Raw genomic sequence first — 16,015 nt, 5'->3', positions numbered from 1 at the left:
TCGTAGAGCACCGGCGGCAAGGCAACGGGCACGCCAAAGCCGAAAGCCGAGCCCTGCCTCGCCCGTGCTGTAGCCGCGCCCAGAAAGGAATCGCTCTTCGATGCGAGTGCCCGCGCTCACCTGCCCCCTCCTCCCCTGGCCCGCCACCGCGTTCCCCTCCTCGCTGAAGGCGGCAACACGACGGCTGCGCGAACATCTCGCTCACCGGGTCGACGCCTGCGGAGCGGTCCGCGAGCCGTGCCACAGCCGGGTGCTGGAATCGGCGCTCGCGTGGCCGCTCCTGCGCGAACTCACCGGACACAAAGAAGAAAAGCAGCGGCTCGGCGCATACCTCCAGCGGCAGCGCACGGTCGCCGGCCCAGTGGATGCGGCCCTGGCAGGTGCTGCCCTGGCCGGGCGGGCACGGTCCGCCGCCGCGCTGGCACAGCGACTGGTCGCCGACGCCCCCGACTTCACCGCACCCCGCAAGAAGGCACTGATCGCGGCGGTGCTGACCATGCTCGGCCTGCCCCACCCGCACAACGCCCCGGCGCCGGGCCCGCGCGCCTTCTCCCCCGAGGGCCTGCACCCCTGGGCCCTGGTTCAGTTCACCGCGGCCAAAGTCATCCTCGCCCCCAAAGACGACCGATCCCTCGCTCCCGGCGACGTCGCTCTGCTGCTGTCCACCCAGCAGGACGGGCGGATCTGGGAGGCCAACCTCCTCATCCACCTGTCGGTCCTGCACGCGCTCGCCCGCGTGCCCGGCCACGAGCACGTCGTCACGGCCGGCTTACGCCTGGCCTTGCGGCATCAACGGGCCGACGGGGGGCTGCCGTTCGTCACCGATGTCGACACCTGGGCCACCGTCACCACCGGTGTCGCCCTGGCCTCGACCGGCGCCCCCACCCCGGTGCTGGACCGGATCGCCGGCCACCTGACCGAGCAGCAGAAACCTTCCGGCGGCTGGTCCTACACCGACCAAGCCGCTCTCAGCGATGTCGACTGCACCACCGTGGCACTGGAATTCCTCCAGCAGCATGACCCGTGCGCCCACCAGGCGCCGATCCGACGTGGAACCGACGCCCTCACCGCTCTGCAAAATACGGACGGAGGTTTCCCCACCTACGTCGCAGGCGCCCCCTCAGAGGCATGCATGACCGCCGCCGCCATCAACGCCCTCACCACCCAAGACCCAGGCCACGAGCAGGCCATCCACAGCGCCCTCGAATTCCTGGCCACCTGCCAGCGCCCCGACGGCTCCTTCCCGCCCGGCTGGAGCAGCAGCCAACTCCACACCCTCTTCCGCGCGCTGCTCGCCACCGCACCCCACCCCCACCACCCCGCCGCCCGTACCGTCACCACCCGCGCCCTAGACCTGGTCAGGTCGCGGCAGCTGCCAGACGGCGGCTTCGGCCAGCAGGAAGGCTCACCCAGTGATCCGATCAGCACCGCCTACGCGCTGATCTGCCTCACCCGCCAGCACGACCACGTCCCCGCTGCCCGCGCCACCCGCTACCTCCTCGATCATCAGCTGCCCGACGGCTCCGTCCTCTCCGTCCCGGACATGCTCGGCCCGCGCCCCTTCCCCTACACCGTCCCCGCTCTCGCCAGCACGTGCGCACTCCTGGCGCTGAGCCACTTGACTCATCGGCTGTGACCGATCACTCCGGCCTGCGTTCCGCGCCCGCAGGTTCACGGCGGCCACCCGGCCGAGAGTAACCCGTGACCTCACCCGGCCCAGGGCCCGGATCAAGCGCTCAGCGTCGCCCGCCGGCAAGTCCCGTACCGGCGGTTGCGGGACTTGCCAGCGGGTGAGCGACGGCTACGCTCCCCGGCCCGAGGCGGGCAACCCAAGCCCCGGTCGCCGGGCGGGGACGCACACATCTCAATCGTTCGCGGGCTCGAACCCCCAGCGCTGGGTTTCGGATCCGTCTGCGCCGCGCAGCTTCGCCTCACCCCGCAGGAGCACCGGGGGCTCGGCATTCCACAACAGGTCCTCATCGGGTGCCTTGATGGGGGCCGGTAGCAATCGCGGAAAAACCAATTCACCTGGCCCCAGGTGGCGGCTTAGGTTCTAGACCTCGTCGCGACGCCAGGCTGATCCGCAGCCCCCAGGAATCCGCCTGCCCTCAGCCCTTGGTCGTGGGCGGGCAGGTCGGGGTCTCGAAGACCACGCCGTCCAGGAGGTTCCCGGTCCCCGGGCTACCACCTGCGGTCGACACCGACTGGAAGGCGAACCGCGTGACGGTCTGTCCCGGCGGGACGACGTACACCCCGGTGTAGTGGCGCCAGGCGGTGTTGCCGTCGGTGATGTCGGGTGAGGAGGCTCCGGCGGGGATCTGGGCCACGGTCGCGCCGGGGGCGCCGATGAGCACGTGCATCACGTCGGTGCCCAGAACGCCCCGGTGATACAGCGACCAGGTCATGAGGGTTCCCGGAACGGTGGGCAGGTCCTGGTACAGGGTGGAGAACTGGTGGGCGTTGAGTTCGGCGAACTGCTGGCCATCGGCTGCCGGGACTCCGTTCGTGCCGGTGCGCCAGAACTCCACCAGGCGGTCGGTGGCGGTGGTGTGCCAGGCGATGCCCGGGTTGACGGAGGCGTCGGGGAGGAACTGGTACCCGGTCACGGGTGGTGCCTCGAAGCTGCCGTTGGCCAGGGTGATGGGTGTGTCGGTGCACGGGACGGTGACGGTGACCGTGGCGGTGGCGCTTCCGCAGGCGGTGGTGATGGTGTAGGTGAAGGTGTCGGTGCCGACGAAGCCGGGGCCGGGTGTGTAGACCACGGTGTTGCCGGAGATGGTCGCGGTGCCGTGGCCGGGAGCGGTGACGTTGCTGATCACCGGTCCGGTCGCGGTGTCGTTGGCCAGGACGGGCACGTTGACGGCTCTGCCCTGGGTGGTGGCGGCGTCGTCGGCGGCCCGGGTGGGCGAGATCGACTGCCCGTTGACGATCTGGATCGGCGGAGCGGGTGTGTTGTTCCCGAGCTGGCCTGGGAAGGCGACGACGCTGCTGATGCCGCTTGGCCGGATGGTCATGCTGCTTCCGGCGGTGCCCTGGCGGACCTGGAAGGTGATGACCTTGGCGGGCGGGTCGGTCTTGTAGCCCGGTGAAGTGATCGACAGGGTGGTGCCGTTGATGGTGCCGGTCCCTGACTGGCTGACGATGTTGGCGTTGGCCAGCAGGGATGACAGGTCCCAGGTGGTGGTGTAGGTGCGCACCAGCGCCGGCCACTGGGCCGTGCGGTGGGTCAGGGTGAGGGTGAAGGTGCCGCCTGGTGCGATCTGCCCACCCCACAAGGATGGGGAGGTGTCGACCGAGACCGACCCGCTGCCCAGGTGCCAGCCGATCAGGTTCCTCCAGTAGTAGCTGACGGGGTAGGTCGTCTGTCCCTGCCGGACACAGGGTGTCTGGGCGGCTCGGGTAGCGGTCTGCTGTTGAGTGGTGGCGGCGAGCGCACCGGTTCCGGCCGCTCCTTGCGTTCCCAATGCGGCCAGCAGCGCCAATGCGGCGCAGGTCAGCGAGGATCGGAATCGCTGTGACATCAACGTCGAACTCCCACTCTGTCGTGAGGAATGTCCTCGTAGATCAACATCACAGCGACGCTACTATGTGCATTTGACCCATAGCACTAAGTGATCGACAATGTCGACTGCGTGTCGGCGCAGCCGAGATGTGAGACACCGCCACTGGTGCACCTGGGTGCCGTCGGCGCGGACGTCGGCGACGTCGATGCAGGCCGACATCGGTTCGGGCGCCAATCCGGTCTCGTCCACGATCGCGCAGTGACTGCCGCCGAAATCCCGGCCTCGCACTGCCGTAAGTGCGCGAGACGCGGTCCCTTTGGCCGCATTCCGGCCGCCCCCCTGGCCGACCGGGCGAACTCCACCTCCCGCGGAGTTCGGCGTAGGCACGCATTACGACCTGCGATAAGACCACGAACTCCATGAGAGAGGGAGTTGGCCTGCGCCAACTCCCTTCGCTGTTTTCGAGGGCCGGACCGCTCAGGGGACGATGACGTGGAAGGCGACGTCGGCGCCGGCCCCGTTGTTGCCTGCGCCGACGAAGACGTGGTGGGCGGCGGCGCCGCACGCGCTGGCGTCAGCGTCAACGAAGACGCTGGAGTTCCAGGGGGCGCCCCAGCGCTTGGTGGCGACCGGGACGGCCTTGGTGGCGTCGATGTCGGAGTCAAGCTTGAGGCAGTAGCGGCCGACGCCGAGACGGCGGACCTCGGTGACACCCTTGGAGCGCACGACGGTGCCGTCGGCATTGACGACGGCGGCGGCGCGCGCGTAGGGGGCCTGGGCGCCGCCGAGCGCGGCGTAGGCGGCAGCACCGGTGGCCAGGCCGCCGACGGTCAAGGTGGCGGCCAGGGCGATGGCGGTGACTTTCGCGCGCATGAGCTCTCCTTGCTCGGGAAGGGTGAGGGTCGTGATGTCACAGTGGCCTACGCGACCCCCGGATGCTCACATAAAGAAACCGGTCGATAACTCTGGGTTGCTATGGCGGGGCAGTGAGATCACCCTCACTCCAACCGGAATAGCTGAGGTCAGGGCGCCCCACCTGCAGCCTCGTTCTGCTCTGCCGTACTGAACAGCTCCAGCTGCTCGCCGAGTGGCTCGCGCCCGGCAAGTTTCAGGCGTCGGCGACAGGTCACCGGTCCGCGGTCAGGGTGGGCCGCACCTGGGTCCCATCCGCCCGATTCGACGGTGAGGGTGCTGACGCGGTTCTCGTACCCGCGGCGGGCCTTGCGCTGTGCCGGCCCTCCGCTTGCGAACGTGTCCCCAGCCGCCAGGTACCTCCGTGACTATGCGGGATCGCCGTATTCGGCGACATATGCCGCGTAGTTCTCCGCGATGATGGCCCGCCCGGCCTCTGCGGCCTGCCCGTAGCTTCCAGCGAAAAACCAACGTTAAGGCACATTGATCAGCTTCGTGGGCTGGCCCGGTAGCGTTTCGGTCCGTTTGGTGCCGGTCGATGCTCGGATGGGTGGGGACGTGGCGACGCGAGACGTGTCCTCCGAGGAGGAGTTGGCGCGGCTGCGGGGGTTCCCGGAGTTGGGCCGGGCAGTTGATCCGGCATCTCACGCTGACCAGCGCGGACGAGGCGTTCCTGCGCAAGTTCCGGACCTGGCGAAACGTGCTCGGTGTCGCTGTGCAGTTGTGCACGCTGCCGTGGCTGGGGTTCGTACCCGACGAGGTGCCGGCACCGCAGCGGAGGCGGTCGTCATGCCGAGCATCGGCTCGGAAACGTCCCGCGACCCCGGTGCCGACACACCGGTTCCGGGACGGGTTTCGGGACTCGGCGACCTGCGGAAACAGCGGCGGCCGCCGACCGGGACCGGACCGCGGGGCTACTCCTGCGGCCCGAAGATCTCCTCGACGAACAGCGCTGTGGGCAGATCGGACAACGCCTGGATCCGCGCCTAACCGAGTGCCGGCGGGTGCTCGGCTGGACGGCGTCCCCAGGCCGAGATCAGCGGCGCGAGTGTCAGGTCGAGTTTGCCCGCGTGGATGGCGGCCAAGTGCGCGTCGATCTCGGCGTCGTCGGCCAGGCCGGCCGCGAGCAGCTCGCCGCGCACGTGCCGGATGGTCGCCGCCTCCAGCCGGTCGCAGGCCAGCCCGCCGACCGGGAAAGAGCCCGCCGCGGCGACATCTACCAAGCCGGCCTCACGCAATGCCCGCGGCAGTGTCCGGCCGTAGCGCAGGTCCGCGCCGCGGCGCGTCAGCAGCTCCCGGACCGCGTCGCGCAGCCGGTTGGCCCGCCGCTGCGCCGGGCCGCTGTCGTCCAGGCATGCCAGTTGCTGCAGAGCGGTATCGGCGTCCTCGACCAGCAGCCAGCCGCCGGGCCGCAGCGCCGCCACCATCGTGGCCAACGCCCGAGCCCGGTCGGGTACATGGACCAGCACGAGCCGGGCGTGCACCAGATCGAACGTCCCCGGCTCCGGGGGCGGATCAGCGGCGACGTCGTGCCGGCGCACCTCGTACCCGTCGCCTGCCTTCAGCCACGACGGGTCGATGTCCGTGGCCAGCACGTGCCCGGTCGGACCGACGGCCGCCGCGAGCGCCTCCGGGATACTGCGGCCACCGGCCCCCACCTCCCAGCAGCGCGAGCCGGCCCCGACCCCCAGTCGATCGAAGTGCCCCCGCGTCACACCGTCGAACAGCTCGGCCAGCCAGACGAATCGCTCGCCCGCCTCGGCGCGTGCGTTGTCCAGCAGGTACCCGCGGGCGGGAGCGGGCTCTCCACCGAGCGCGGTAGTCCCGCCTATCGGATCCGGTCGGTTACCGACGTGCGGCGGGCGGGGCGAGGAGGTCGTCATCACTACATGGTCACGTCCCCAGACCACCAGCGCCACAACGACGGGAGCGGGATATCTCACACGGCCGGCGAACCCCGCACGTCCCACAGCACGATTCTGCACCGTGACGCGCCAACATGGTCGGCGTCGACCTGGACGCCGAACTGCGAGCCCTCACCCAGGTCCTCACCCACGCCAGGTATGAGGTGGCCATCGACCCCGACGACTACATCGCCCCGGGCGTCATCGCTCGCCTCGCTCCCACGACCTGACCCCGAGCAGAGCGGCCTGCCGGGATTAGATCGTTTGCCGACGGGGAGGCGGCCCGCATTGCGGTGCGGTGCACCAGGCCGTCCAAGATGAGGGTCAGGCCGGCCTCGAATGCCGACTCGTAGTCGATCACAGGCATGTCCGCTGGTGGATCTGAGCCGTCGCCGGAGCCGGCGTCCGCCTGTTCCTCCAGGACACTGCCGACCGTGAAACGACCGGCGGCCAGCATCGCCATCTGGGCGTCCCGCTCAGGCACTCCGGAGGTGATCAGGAAGTCCATCTTGCGGCGGATCCGGTCGAGGTCGTTGGCAGGGGTGCTGCCTGCGTGGAGGCGTGCGCCGTCCCGACGCATCAGCAGGGTGCGCCGGAAGCTTCGCGTGTTGTCCAGGAACCAGTCGCGCCAGTCGTCGTCGGGCGTCGGCAGCGGGGCGGCCACATGCGGTGCCATCGCCGCCTCCGCCATGGCGGCGAGGAGGTCCTTCTTAGTGCGGAAGTACCAGTACAGGGAGGGCTGTTCGACGCCCAGCCGCTTCGCCAGCCGCCGCGTACTGACCGTGTCCAGCCCGACCTCGTCGAGCAGGTCGAGTGCTTCGGAGACGACGATCTCACGGTTCACCTTGGTCACGTTGACAAATCTATCACTGATAGATGACTCTGGAGGGGAATCATTCACTGATAGATTCTTTGGGGTGATGGGCATGGCCGACAGACCCGGAGCGCGCCCCCTGCGGATCCTTGTTACCGGCGGCGGGATAGCGGGCCAGGCGCTGGCTTTCTGGCTCACGCGGGGCGGCCACAGGGTGACCGTCGCCGAACGCTTTCCGGTGCTGCGGGCCACCGGGGCGCAGGTCGACCTCCGGGGACAGGGCATCGAGGCCGTCGAACGGATGGGGCTTCTTGACGCCGTCCGCGGCAAGCTGGTGGACGAGGCGGGTGTCGCCTTCGTCGACGCGCGCGGCAGGACCAAGGCGACGATCATGGCCAACACCTCCGGCCAGGGCCGGCAGACCCTCACCTCCGAGTACGAGATCATGCGCGGTGACCTGGTACGCATCCTGCACGACGCGTCGAAGGACGACACCGAGTACGTCTTCGGCGTGAGCGTGGACGGCTTCGAACAGGACGAACAGAAGGTCATCGCGCACCTCTCCGACGGGTCCTCCGGCGAGTTCGACCTCCTGGTCGGCGCGGACGGGCAGGGGTCGCGCATCCGGCGGGCGATCCTCCCTGCGGGCTGCGACCCGTACTGGCGGGTCGGCATCCACATGGCCTACTGGTTCATCCCGCGCATCGCGTCCGACAGCAACATCCGGGACACCTACATGGTCCCGGGCGGCCGTCAGATCATGCGCCGCAGCCACAACCCGACCGAGACGCAGGTGTACTTCGTGATGCGGGAGGAATCCGAGGAAGCCTCGGCGATCCACCGGGAACCCGTCGAGCGCCAGCAGAGGTTCTGGGCGAGCAGGTTCCGCGACGCGGGCTGGCAGACCGAGCGCTTCATCAATGGCATGCAGACGAGCCCCTTCTTCTACTCCCAGGAGATCGTCCAGGTCCGAACCGACACCTGGTCCAAGGGCCGCGTGGTCCTTGCCGGCGACGCCGCCCACTGTGCCTCCCCTTACAGCGGCATGGGCATCTCCGGCGGCCTGGTGGGCGCCTACGTCCTGGCCGGCGAGATCAACCGGCACCCGGGCGACCTGCCGACCGCACTGGCGAACTACGACAGCGTGCTGCGGCCCTTCGTCGACGAGATCCAGGGCGAGGTGAATCCGCGTCTCCTACGCCTGGGCATGCCGATGACCCAGCGTGCGATCGACGCCTTCCAGGCCGCCACCGCACTGGCCTGTTTCCTGCACATTCCCGATCTCGCCGCGCGCTTTTCGAAGAAGGACCGCGGCGGCAACTGGCAGCTCCCCGAGAACCCGGCGCCGATCAGCACCGTCTGAAAGCGGAAGAACTGTTCCAGCTCCCCGGGCGACGGTTCCGTAGCGAATGAACAAGCGACTACCGGTGGATGGTGGAGCGTCCGATGCCGTACTCAGTGGGGATCTCGGTAGTACTCAGGAAGAATCGGGCGGATATGCCTGAGCAGGCCCCTTAAGGATGTCAGGCCGGGAGCTGCGTGAAGATGTAGACGCCTTCCTCGCCGACCGGCCGCAGCAGGCAGAACGTGAACCGGCCGGCCGTAACGGGGGCGAACTCCCGTACCGCCCGGCAGCTCCACCAGTGCCCGGCGTCGGGCCGTTCGCGCCGCAGGAGATCGACGATGGCCGCGGCGCGGGGGTCGTCCGGGATGTGGCCGGTGTTGGCCCGGAATTGCTCGTACAGGCCGCGCAGCAGCGGCTCCACGTCGATCAGGTGGTGGTCCGCGCGGGTGGCGAGCATGATGAGGAGGTTGCGTCGCTCGTTCGGCACACTGTCCGGATCGCCCCAGAAGCGCCGGTAGGCGGCGTTGCCGGCGAGCACGTCGAAACGCGCGTCCACGGCCGCGGCCGGCGTGGACGTCCAGCTGTCCAGCAGCGCCCGGGTCGACTCGCCGAGCACGGCTTCGCCCGTGACCGGCGCGGCGGGCATGAACCCGGCCAGCGCCAGCGTGTGGCGGTGCGCCGCCGTGTCCATGCCGAGTACTCGGCAGATCGCGTCCAGCACCTGGCGAGTGGTGCTCGCCCTCCCCTGCTCCAGCCACGTGTACCAGGCGACGCTGACCCCGGCCAGCGCCGCGACCTCCTCGCGGCGCAGCCCGGGGGTACGCCGCCGCCCGCCGCCGGCGAGGCCCACGTCCGCCGGGTCAACGACCTCGCGGGCCGCGCGCAGGTGGGCGCCGAGCTCGCGGCGTAGGGCATCGTCCATGACCGCGATCCTATGAGCGCCACTCATCCCATGAACTCCCCCCTGCCTGCCGGCAGGAGCCCGGCGCCACTCTGGATGCCATGAGCGATGACATGAGCGATGACATGTGGCGACTCCGCAACGACTCCTCCAGCCTGGCCGAACCCCGCGTGCTGATCCGGGTGTTCGTGCCGCCGGGGGAACTGGACAAGAGCATCGGCTTCTACGAGCGGTTGCAGGGGACGGCGGCCGACGCGCGGTTCACCTTCGCGGCGGCGGGGCTGGAGCTGACCACGGTGGGGGCGTTTCTGATCATCGCCGGTGATGAGGCAGCCGTGCGCCCGTTCCGGGACACGGTGGGTACCCTGCTGGTGGACGACGTGCGGCCGTACTACGAGCGGCTGGCGGCCGAGGGTGCGGAGATCGTGTTCCCGCTTCAGGAAGTGCCGACCGGAGCCGGTTTCAACGCTCGGCACCCCGACGGGACGGTGGTGGAGTACGTCCACCACCGCCCCACCCCGGACGGCCGCTGACCGTCATAAACCGGACCGAGCCGCCTCAGCGAGCTCGATATGAAGAAGTCGGCCTCCCACGTCATGCCCGGCGCGACCGGCCTGAACGCGCCCGTCCTGAAGCCCTGACGGTCTCGGCCTCGTGCGATCGGTTGAGGCCTGATGCCTACCCCGTTCGCTGTAGTGCGTACGGCGAACGGTGCAAGGTCAAGTGACGGTCAACGGACGACGCGCTCCCGCTGCGGCCCGGCCTAGCGTTTCTCGTCGAGATAGCCGGATGAGAACTGGAGGAATCGCCATGGGCAAGAGAGTGATCACTGCGATCGCCGGGCTGAGCCTGACGGCCGGTTTGCTGGGATTGGCCGACGCACCGGCTGGCGCCCAGGCCGGCACGGCCGGCAAGGCCACCGCTGCGATGGCCGCGCCGAAGCCGCCGAAGGGCGCCAGGGCGGTGGTTCAGGTCAGCCCCAATCCCACCACCAAGCGAGGCCAGGAGGTGACGATCACCGGTCACTGCGGTGGCGGCAAAGGGCTCAAGGCAGTGCTCGCCGGGCTCGACAGGGAGCACCCGGTGCTACAGAACATCCGCATCGTTGAGGACAACCCGAAGGGATTCGTGGCGAAGGCGACCCTCGCCCCCGAGATCGGTAACGGCGTCGGTCCTGTTTTCGTCGACTGTGGCGGCGAGGCAGGCGTGACCCTCCTGGTCACCCACGTCTGATCCGAACCTTCCCACCTGGGCTGGTAAACAGATCCAGAGCTTCCGCGGTCCTTGATTCCGCCGGTCCACGCGGCTACGGAAGCCGAACATGCCGACGGCGTCGCCCATGTGACCATCTGGGCGACGCGGTCCGGTACGCCCTGGCCCGGCGTCACACCCGTCACCCCTCGAGAAAGGGCCTCCGCGTGGCCGAAGCGCCCCCACGACGCGAACCCGCTCCTGTTCGGCACTTTGCCCGGATCACCGATATTACGCTCGCTGCCCTCACTCTGGTCTTCTTCGTCGCCGTAGCCCTCGCCACCGGGGTGCACGACCCCTGGCAGGGCCCGATCCCCCTCGGTCTGTTTCTTGGAGCGCTCCTGCTGGTCAGACGCCGCTGGCCGATGACCGTGCTGCTGCTGTCGATCGGCGGGATCTTCGTCTATCACCTCACCGGACACTGGTCTCCCCCCGGTTGGATCTGGCCGGCCGCGGTCGCCTACTTCGCCGCCGCCACCACCCCCCGGGTGCGCTGGGTGGCCACCATCGGCCTGGCCCAGCTGGTCTACTCCGCGGTCGACTTCCGCTGGGTTCTCGAGCGGAACCCGACCCACTATGTGATCCACGTCGCGGGAGAAGGGCTGCTCCTGGCGATCCTCATCGCCGCGGGCCTCACCTACGCCGCCGCGATGCGCTGGCGCGAACGGCTACGCGAAACCGACAGCCGCGCGCACGCCGCCGAGGAACGGCTGCGCGTCTCGCACGAGGTGCACGACGTCATCGCCCACACGCTGGCCGTCGTCGGTGTCCAGCTCAATGTCGCCGCCGACGCCCTCGAGGAAGACCCGGCCGCGGCCGCCGCCGCGCTACGCCTGGCGAAGGACATCAGGAACCGGGCGATGACCGACCTCCGCTCCCTCATCGCGGTCCTGCGCGACAACCCCGCTGACACCGCACCCCAGGCGGATCTGGCCTCCTTGGACACTCTCATCGCCGACGCCCGTGCCGCCGGGCTTGAGGTGACCCTCGACGAGCACGGCGACCGCGCGGGCGTCCCCGCCATTCCCGCCATCGCCGTTCACCGTGTCGTACAGGAGTCCCTTGCCAACTCGCTCAAGCACGCGGGAGCGAGCAAAGCCAAGGTGACGATCGGCTACCAGACGCAGTCCATCACCGTCGAGATCACCGACAACGGCCGCAGCGCCCCAACCGGCGCCGAGGTCACCCAAGGCCATGGCCTGAACGGCATGCGCGAGCGAGTGAGCGCACTCGGGGGCGCGCTCACCGCAGGACCCATTCCCGGCGGCGGCTTCGCCGTGCGCGCCGACATCCCTGTGGCAGGCTCGATGGCATGACGATCAAGGTGCTCCTCGCCGACGACCAGGCACTCGTACGGGCCGGCTTCCGCAGCCTACTGGCCCGCTCCCGGGACATCACGGTCGTCGGCGAAGCCCAGGACGGCGACGAAGCCGTACGGCTGGCCGCGAGCACCCGCCCCGACGTGATCCTCATGGACATCCGCATGCCGGGCACCGACGGGATCACCGCCACGCGCCGCATCGTCACCAACTCGACCACTCCGGGCTGTCGCGTCATCATCCTCACCACGTTCGACACCGACGAACACGTCTTCGCCGCCCTGCGCGCCGGAGCCAGCGGCTTCCTCACCAAAGAGGTCGAACCCGCCGAACTCCGCCGCGCGGTTGCCGCCGTCGCCGGCGGAGATGCACTCCTATCGCCGGGCGTGACCCGCCGCGTCATCGAGCAGTTCGCCCACCGGCAGGACCTCACACCCAGCGCGGGGCAGCGGCTGGCCGCCCTTACCTCCCGGGAACTGGAGACGGTCAAGCTCGTGGCGCTCGGACTCTCCAACAACGAGATCGCCGAGCGTCTCGTCATCAGTCCGCTCACTGCCAAGACCCACATCACCAGGGCCATCGCCAAGCTGAACGTGCGCGACAGGGTCCAGCTGGTCATCCTGGCCTACGAGAGCGGCCTGATACGGCCCGGCGCGTGACATCGGGATCAAAGGTCAGCCGCCGGTGAGGTCGTCGCGGTGGGCCAAGCGGGTCACCGGCCGTGTCGTCGTCCACAGCGAGCACGGCCGCTCGGGTCATTTCTCCACCCCGGTACTCATGATGCCGCGCACGAACGTGCGCTGGAAACAGATGAAAAGGATCACTGGCACGGTGATCGTCATCATGGCGCCGGCCTGGATGTAGGCGGGTTTCGTCGAGTACAGGCCGTTGAAGACGGCCAGGCCCACCTGTAGCGGCTGGAGCTCGGGCCGGCCGGAAAGGTAGATGAGCGGGGTGAAGTAGTCGTTCCAGGTGTAGACGAAGTTGAACAGGGTGACGGCGGTGATCGCCGGCCACGCCTGCGGCACGATCACCGAACGCAACGTGCGCAGCGGTCCGGCACCGTCGATCGAGGCCGCTTCGTCCATCTCGCGCGGGATGGTCAGGAAGTACTGCCGTAGCAGGAAGACGCTGTAGGCGTTGGCGAAAAAGGCCGGCACGAGCAGCGGCAGCCAGGTGCCGACCCATCCGATCTGCGCGAAGATCGTATATGTCGGGATCAGCGTCACCGCGGTGGGCAGGAAGATCGTGGCGATGAGCAGGGTGAACAGCGGTCCGCGGCCGGGGAAGCGGAAGCGGGCGAAGCCATAGGCGACCAGCGTGCACGACAGAACGGTCCCGATCGTGCTGATCACCGCCAGTGCGATGGTGTTGAGCAGCAGCCGGGGGAAGTCGATGAGTTTCCAGACCGCGGCGTAGTTCGACCATTGCGGCGCCAGGGTCCAGCTGGGTTCGAGGGTGCGCCAGGAGCCGCGCCAGGTGACGGTTCCCTTCTCGGGCGCCGCCGGGTCGACGAACTCGCTCTCGGCGCGTCCCTTCTTCACCAGGGCAAGTTCGCGGACCGCGCCGTCGACCGGCACCCGGTACACGTCGTACTGCCGGCCCTCATGGGTGAAGGTGCGCGGGTCGGACGGCAGCAGCGGCGCGTGCGCCTGGCTGACCTGCCGCTCACTCTTCAGCGACGACAGCGTCATCTGGACGAGGGGCGACAGGAACGCCGCGACGATGCCGAACATCACGATCGTCATCAGCGCCGTCCGGATGCGGCGGGCTGGGTACGGGGTCACCGGGTCACCTTTCACTCGTGTAGTGGACCCAGCGCCTGGACAGCCGGAACAGCACCAGGGTCACGACGAGGGTGATGACGAACAGCAGCCACGCCAGCGTCGAGCCGTAGGACATCTCCTGATAGGTGAAGAAGGTCTGGTACAGGTAGAGGTTGAAGAAGCGGGTCGCGCCGCCGGGGTCGCCGCTGCCGTCGAAGAGCACCAGCGGGATGAGGAAGTACTGCATGACCTCGACGACCGCGAGGATCATCGTGTAGAAGATCACCGGCGACATCATCGGGATCGTCACGTGCCACAGCTGGCGCCACCATCCGGCGCCGTCGAGCCGGGCGGCGTCGTACAACTCGGTGGGGATGCCGCGCAGCCCCGCCAGGTTGACGATGATGCCCGAGCCGAGCCCCCACAGGCCGATCATGACGAGCCCGGGGATCACCCAGGCGGGGTCGTTCAGCCAGCTCGGCGCGCCGCCCACGCCGAGCCAGCGCAGCGCGGTATTGATCCATCCGTCGTTGACCAGCATGTTCTCCCAGATCAGCGCGCTGGCCACGAACGGCACCACGTACGGCATGAACAGCAGCACCCGCAACAGCCCGGTGCCGCGCACGTACCTGCTGTTGACCGCGACCGCGAGCAGGAACGGCAGGGCGATGACCACCGGCAGCCAGAGCAGGGCGAAGCGGGCGGTCACCCACAGCGAGGCCCAGGCCTGCTGGTCGGCGAAGAGCCGCTGGTAGTTCGCCAGGCCGACGAACATGAGCGGCTCCTGCTCGGCCAGCGAGATGTTGAGGAAGGTGAAGACGAACGTGGCCGCCATCGGAAGTGCCGTGAACGCGAGGAACCCGATGATCCACGGAAGGACGAACAGGAATCCGTACCGGGCCTCCCTGCGGGCCACCCGGGACATCGCCTCGCCTTTCATGAGCGGTTCCACACGTCCTGGATCTCCTCGCGCATCTCCTTGAGCTGGGCGTTCATGTCGAGCCCGCCCTGGGTCATCCAGCGGCTCCTGTAGGTGCCGAGGACGGTGAGCGTCTGGTTGTACTTGGGTGTGTGCGACTCCGAGTGCGGGTTGTCGGCGAACGCCACGCTGTCCTTGGCGACCTGCCAGTCGACCTTGTTGGTGAACTGCTCGGCCAGCTTGGCGAAGAAGGCGTCCTGGTCGGTGGTGCGGGCGGGCATCGCGCCGTACGCGGAGAGCAGTTCCTGGGAGGCCGGGCCGACCAGGTAGGTCAGGAACTCGAAGGCCTCGGCGGGGTGCTTGCTGCCGGCCAGGATCCGGAAGGTGTCCGCGCTGGTGGGTGAGGTGGTCTTGCCGTCGTGCGAGGGCATCGCGGCCAGGTCCCAGTCGTCGCCGGCGCCGGCCACGCCGTAGGTGGACCACAGGAAGTTGACGCTCATCGCGACGTGCCCGGAGAAGAAGGCGGCGCCGTCCCCGTTGAACTGCTCGGTCTCGAAGACGGGGCCGGTCATGATGAACCGGTCCTTCCACATGCCGTCGTAGAAGAAGCGCCAGGCGTCGGCCCAGGCGTCGGGGATCTTCACGGTCTTGCCGTCGCCCGCGTCCAGTGATCCGGAGGCGAAGGCGGCGCCCTGGTAGCGCAGGTCGTCGCGGGCCGGCTCGAAGCCGTACTGCACGATCTCGCCGGGGTTGAATCCCGCCTGGGTGGCGTCTTTTCCGTTCTTGTCAACGGTGAGCCTGAGGGCCAGTTCCCTGAGCGTGTCGTAGTTCCACTCGCTCTGGCGGCCGTCGGGCCAGGTGTACTTCTCGCCGTACTTGTGCGGCGGCGCGGCCAGGCCGGCCTCCTCGAACATGTCGGCCTTGTAGTACAGGGTCGAGGGGTAGATCGCGAACGGGATCCCCTCCTGCACGGAGCCGATCCGGTAGAGGTCGGCGCTGCCCTTGGCGTACGGGCTGAGGTCGAAGCCGCTGGACTTGATGAGCGGGGCCAAATCGAGCCACTGGCCGTGGAAGGCGGCGGCGCCGCCGACACCGACGGGACCGGCGAGGTCGGGCCCGTTGCCGGAGGCGATCTGGGTGGCGAGCGTGTCGCGGGCGGAGTCGTAGGTGACGACCTCGAGCTTCACCCTGATCTTGCGCTGGGCGGCGTGGAACTTTTCGATCACCTTCTGCTGCGCCTTGACCTGCTCGGCCTGCTCGCCGGTGCCGAGGCAGCAGTACCAGCGCAGCTCCACCGCCGCGGCGTCACCGCTCGGAGGGGAGGCGGATCCGCAGGCGGCCAGTGCCATGGCCAATACGATCGCGGCTAAGACGTGCGATA

The 16,015-nt window shown here is 68.9% G+C and carries 15 protein-coding genes and 1 pseudogene; 8 read left to right on the top strand and 8 right to left on the bottom strand.

Annotation, left to right across the window (positions count from 1 at the left end; translation table 11 throughout):
* Positions 1–100: 100 nt before the first annotated feature.
* The gene (locus AB0N02_RS44220) at positions 101–1,636 is read left to right on the top strand and encodes a prenyltransferase/squalene oxidase repeat-containing protein (RefSeq protein WP_363960575.1); all 1,536 of its coding nucleotides are present in this window, start codon (positions 101–103) and stop codon (positions 1,634–1,636) included.
* A 472-nt stretch (positions 1,637–2,108) separates the two neighbouring features.
* Here AB0N02_RS44220 and AB0N02_RS44215 read toward each other — a convergent pair whose 3' ends face one another.
* Complete coding sequence (locus AB0N02_RS44215; RefSeq protein WP_363960572.1) at positions 2,109–3,521, bottom strand: Ig-like domain-containing protein; 1,413 nt, start codon at positions 3,519–3,521, stop codon at positions 2,109–2,111.
* 459 nt (positions 3,522–3,980) lie between these two features.
* On the bottom strand, positions 3,981–4,376 hold the full coding sequence (locus AB0N02_RS44210) for a hypothetical protein (protein WP_363960569.1): 396 nt from the start codon (positions 4,374–4,376) through the stop codon (positions 3,981–3,983).
* A 577-nt stretch (positions 4,377–4,953) separates the two neighbouring features.
* On the opposite strand from AB0N02_RS44210, the pseudogene AB0N02_RS44205 reads away from it, so the two are divergent.
* Positions 4,954–5,166, top strand: a pseudogene (locus tag AB0N02_RS44205) (DUF4158 domain-containing protein); the annotation flags it as partial.
* 235 nt (positions 5,167–5,401) lie between these two features.
* On the opposite strand, the gene AB0N02_RS44200 reads toward AB0N02_RS44205, so the two are convergent.
* Entirely contained in the window at positions 5,402–6,298 is an 897-nt protein-coding gene (locus tag AB0N02_RS44200; protein ID WP_363960566.1) for a methyltransferase domain-containing protein, read from the bottom strand.
* 116 nt (positions 6,299–6,414) lie between these two features.
* Here AB0N02_RS44200 and AB0N02_RS44195 point away from each other — a divergent pair, with 116 nt between their 5' ends.
* Positions 6,415–6,549 carry a hypothetical protein gene (locus AB0N02_RS44195; RefSeq protein ID WP_363960564.1) on the top strand — a complete coding sequence of 45 codons (135 nt, stop codon included), beginning with the start codon at positions 6,415–6,417 and terminating at the stop codon, positions 6,547–6,549.
* Here the strand turns inward: AB0N02_RS44195 and AB0N02_RS44190 are convergent.
* A complete protein-coding gene (locus AB0N02_RS44190) occupies positions 6,504–7,172 on the bottom strand; it encodes a TetR/AcrR family transcriptional regulator C-terminal domain-containing protein (protein ID WP_363960561.1) in 669 nt (222 codons plus the stop codon). The two genes, AB0N02_RS44195 and AB0N02_RS44190, sit on opposite strands and share 46 nt — an antisense overlap.
* Positions 7,173–7,245: 73 nt before the next feature.
* Here AB0N02_RS44190 and AB0N02_RS44185 point away from each other — a divergent pair, with 73 nt between their 5' ends.
* Positions 7,246–8,496: an FAD-dependent monooxygenase gene (locus AB0N02_RS44185; protein ID WP_363960559.1), complete on the top strand. Its 1,251-nt coding sequence runs from the start codon at positions 7,246–7,248 to the stop codon at positions 8,494–8,496.
* A 160-nt stretch (positions 8,497–8,656) separates the two neighbouring features.
* Here the strand turns inward: AB0N02_RS44185 and AB0N02_RS44180 are convergent, their stop codons facing one another.
* The gene (locus AB0N02_RS44180; protein ID WP_363960557.1) at positions 8,657–9,400 is read right to left on the bottom strand and encodes a helix-turn-helix domain-containing protein; all 744 of its coding nucleotides are present in this window, start codon (positions 9,398–9,400) and stop codon (positions 8,657–8,659) included.
* An 80-nt stretch (positions 9,401–9,480) separates the two neighbouring features.
* Here AB0N02_RS44180 and AB0N02_RS44175 point away from each other — a divergent pair, with 80 nt between their 5' ends.
* The 4 genes from AB0N02_RS44175 to AB0N02_RS44160 all read left to right on the top strand — a co-directional run bounded on the left by AB0N02_RS44175 (position 9,481) and on the right by AB0N02_RS44160 (position 12,608).
* Entirely contained in the window at positions 9,481–9,912 is a 432-nt protein-coding gene (locus AB0N02_RS44175; protein ID WP_363960554.1) for a VOC family protein, read from the top strand.
* Between the two features lie 277 nt (positions 9,913–10,189).
* Positions 10,190–10,612, top strand: coding sequence for a hypothetical protein (locus tag AB0N02_RS44170; RefSeq protein ID WP_363960551.1), 423 nt, complete (start codon positions 10,190–10,192; stop codon positions 10,610–10,612).
* 185 nt (positions 10,613–10,797) lie between these two features.
* Positions 10,798–11,946 carry a histidine kinase gene (locus AB0N02_RS44165; protein ID WP_363960548.1) on the top strand — a complete coding sequence of 383 codons (1,149 nt, stop codon included), beginning with the start codon at positions 10,798–10,800 and terminating at the stop codon, positions 11,944–11,946.
* Positions 11,943–12,608, top strand: a complete 666-nt coding sequence (locus tag AB0N02_RS44160; protein ID WP_363960545.1) for a response regulator transcription factor — start codon at positions 11,943–11,945, stop codon at positions 12,606–12,608. The genes AB0N02_RS44165 and AB0N02_RS44160 overlap by 4 nt, the downstream gene beginning before the upstream one ends.
* A 96-nt stretch (positions 12,609–12,704) precedes the next feature.
* Here AB0N02_RS44160 and AB0N02_RS44155 read toward each other — a convergent pair whose 3' ends face one another.
* From AB0N02_RS44155 to AB0N02_RS44145, 3 genes are read right to left on the bottom strand one after another with little or no spacing between them, the layout of a single operon-like run.
* A complete protein-coding gene (locus tag AB0N02_RS44155) occupies positions 12,705–13,736 on the bottom strand; it encodes a carbohydrate ABC transporter permease (RefSeq protein ID WP_363960542.1) in 1,032 nt (343 codons plus the stop codon).
* A gap of 4 nt (positions 13,737–13,740) precedes the next feature.
* Complete coding sequence (locus AB0N02_RS44150; RefSeq protein ID WP_363960539.1) at positions 13,741–14,667, bottom strand: sugar ABC transporter permease; 927 nt, start codon at positions 14,665–14,667, stop codon at positions 13,741–13,743.
* Positions 14,652–15,983 (bottom strand): extracellular solute-binding protein, encoded by a 1,332-nt coding sequence (locus AB0N02_RS44145; RefSeq protein WP_363960536.1) that lies wholly within the window; start codon positions 15,981–15,983, stop codon positions 14,652–14,654. Before AB0N02_RS44145 ends, AB0N02_RS44150 begins: the two co-directional genes overlap by 16 nt.
* Positions 15,984–16,015 lie beyond the last annotated feature (32 nt).

The organism is Streptosporangium sp. NPDC051022 (assembly GCF_040683035.1).
GTDB lineage: Bacteria > Actinomycetota > Actinomycetes > Streptosporangiales > Streptosporangiaceae > Streptosporangium.
This window is presented reverse-complemented; position numbering and strand designations above follow the sequence as displayed.

Excerpts from the sequence above, each read along its gene's own strand:
- AB0N02_RS44180 (WP_363960557.1), bottom strand. The coding sequence starts at position 9,400 with ATGGACGATGCCCTACGCCGCGAGCTCGGCGCCCACCTGCGCGCGGCC.
- AB0N02_RS44160 (WP_363960545.1), top strand. The coding sequence starts at position 11,943 with ATGACGATCAAGGTGCTCCTCGCCGACGACCAGGCACTCGTACGGGCC.
- AB0N02_RS44200 (WP_363960566.1), bottom strand. The coding sequence starts at position 6,298 with ATGACGACCTCCTCGCCCCGCCCGCCGCACGTCGGTAACCGACCGGAT.
- AB0N02_RS44215 (WP_363960572.1), bottom strand. The coding sequence starts at position 3,521 with ATGTCACAGCGATTCCGATCCTCGCTGACCTGCGCCGCATTGGCGCTG.
- AB0N02_RS44210 (WP_363960569.1), bottom strand. The coding sequence starts at position 4,376 with ATGCGCGCGAAAGTCACCGCCATCGCCCTGGCCGCCACCTTGACCGTC.
- AB0N02_RS44170 (WP_363960551.1), top strand. The coding sequence starts at position 10,190 with ATGGGCAAGAGAGTGATCACTGCGATCGCCGGGCTGAGCCTGACGGCC.
- AB0N02_RS44185 (WP_363960559.1), top strand. The coding sequence starts at position 7,246 with ATGGCCGACAGACCCGGAGCGCGCCCCCTGCGGATCCTTGTTACCGGC.
- AB0N02_RS44220 (WP_363960575.1), top strand. The coding sequence starts at position 101 with ATGCGAGTGCCCGCGCTCACCTGCCCCCTCCTCCCCTGGCCCGCCACC.
- AB0N02_RS44195 (WP_363960564.1), top strand. The coding sequence starts at position 6,415 with ATGGTCGGCGTCGACCTGGACGCCGAACTGCGAGCCCTCACCCAGGTC.
- AB0N02_RS44145 (WP_363960536.1), bottom strand. The coding sequence starts at position 15,983 with ATGGCACTGGCCGCCTGCGGATCCGCCTCCCCTCCGAGCGGTGACGCC.
- AB0N02_RS44175 (WP_363960554.1), top strand. The coding sequence starts at position 9,481 with ATGAGCGATGACATGAGCGATGACATGTGGCGACTCCGCAACGACTCC.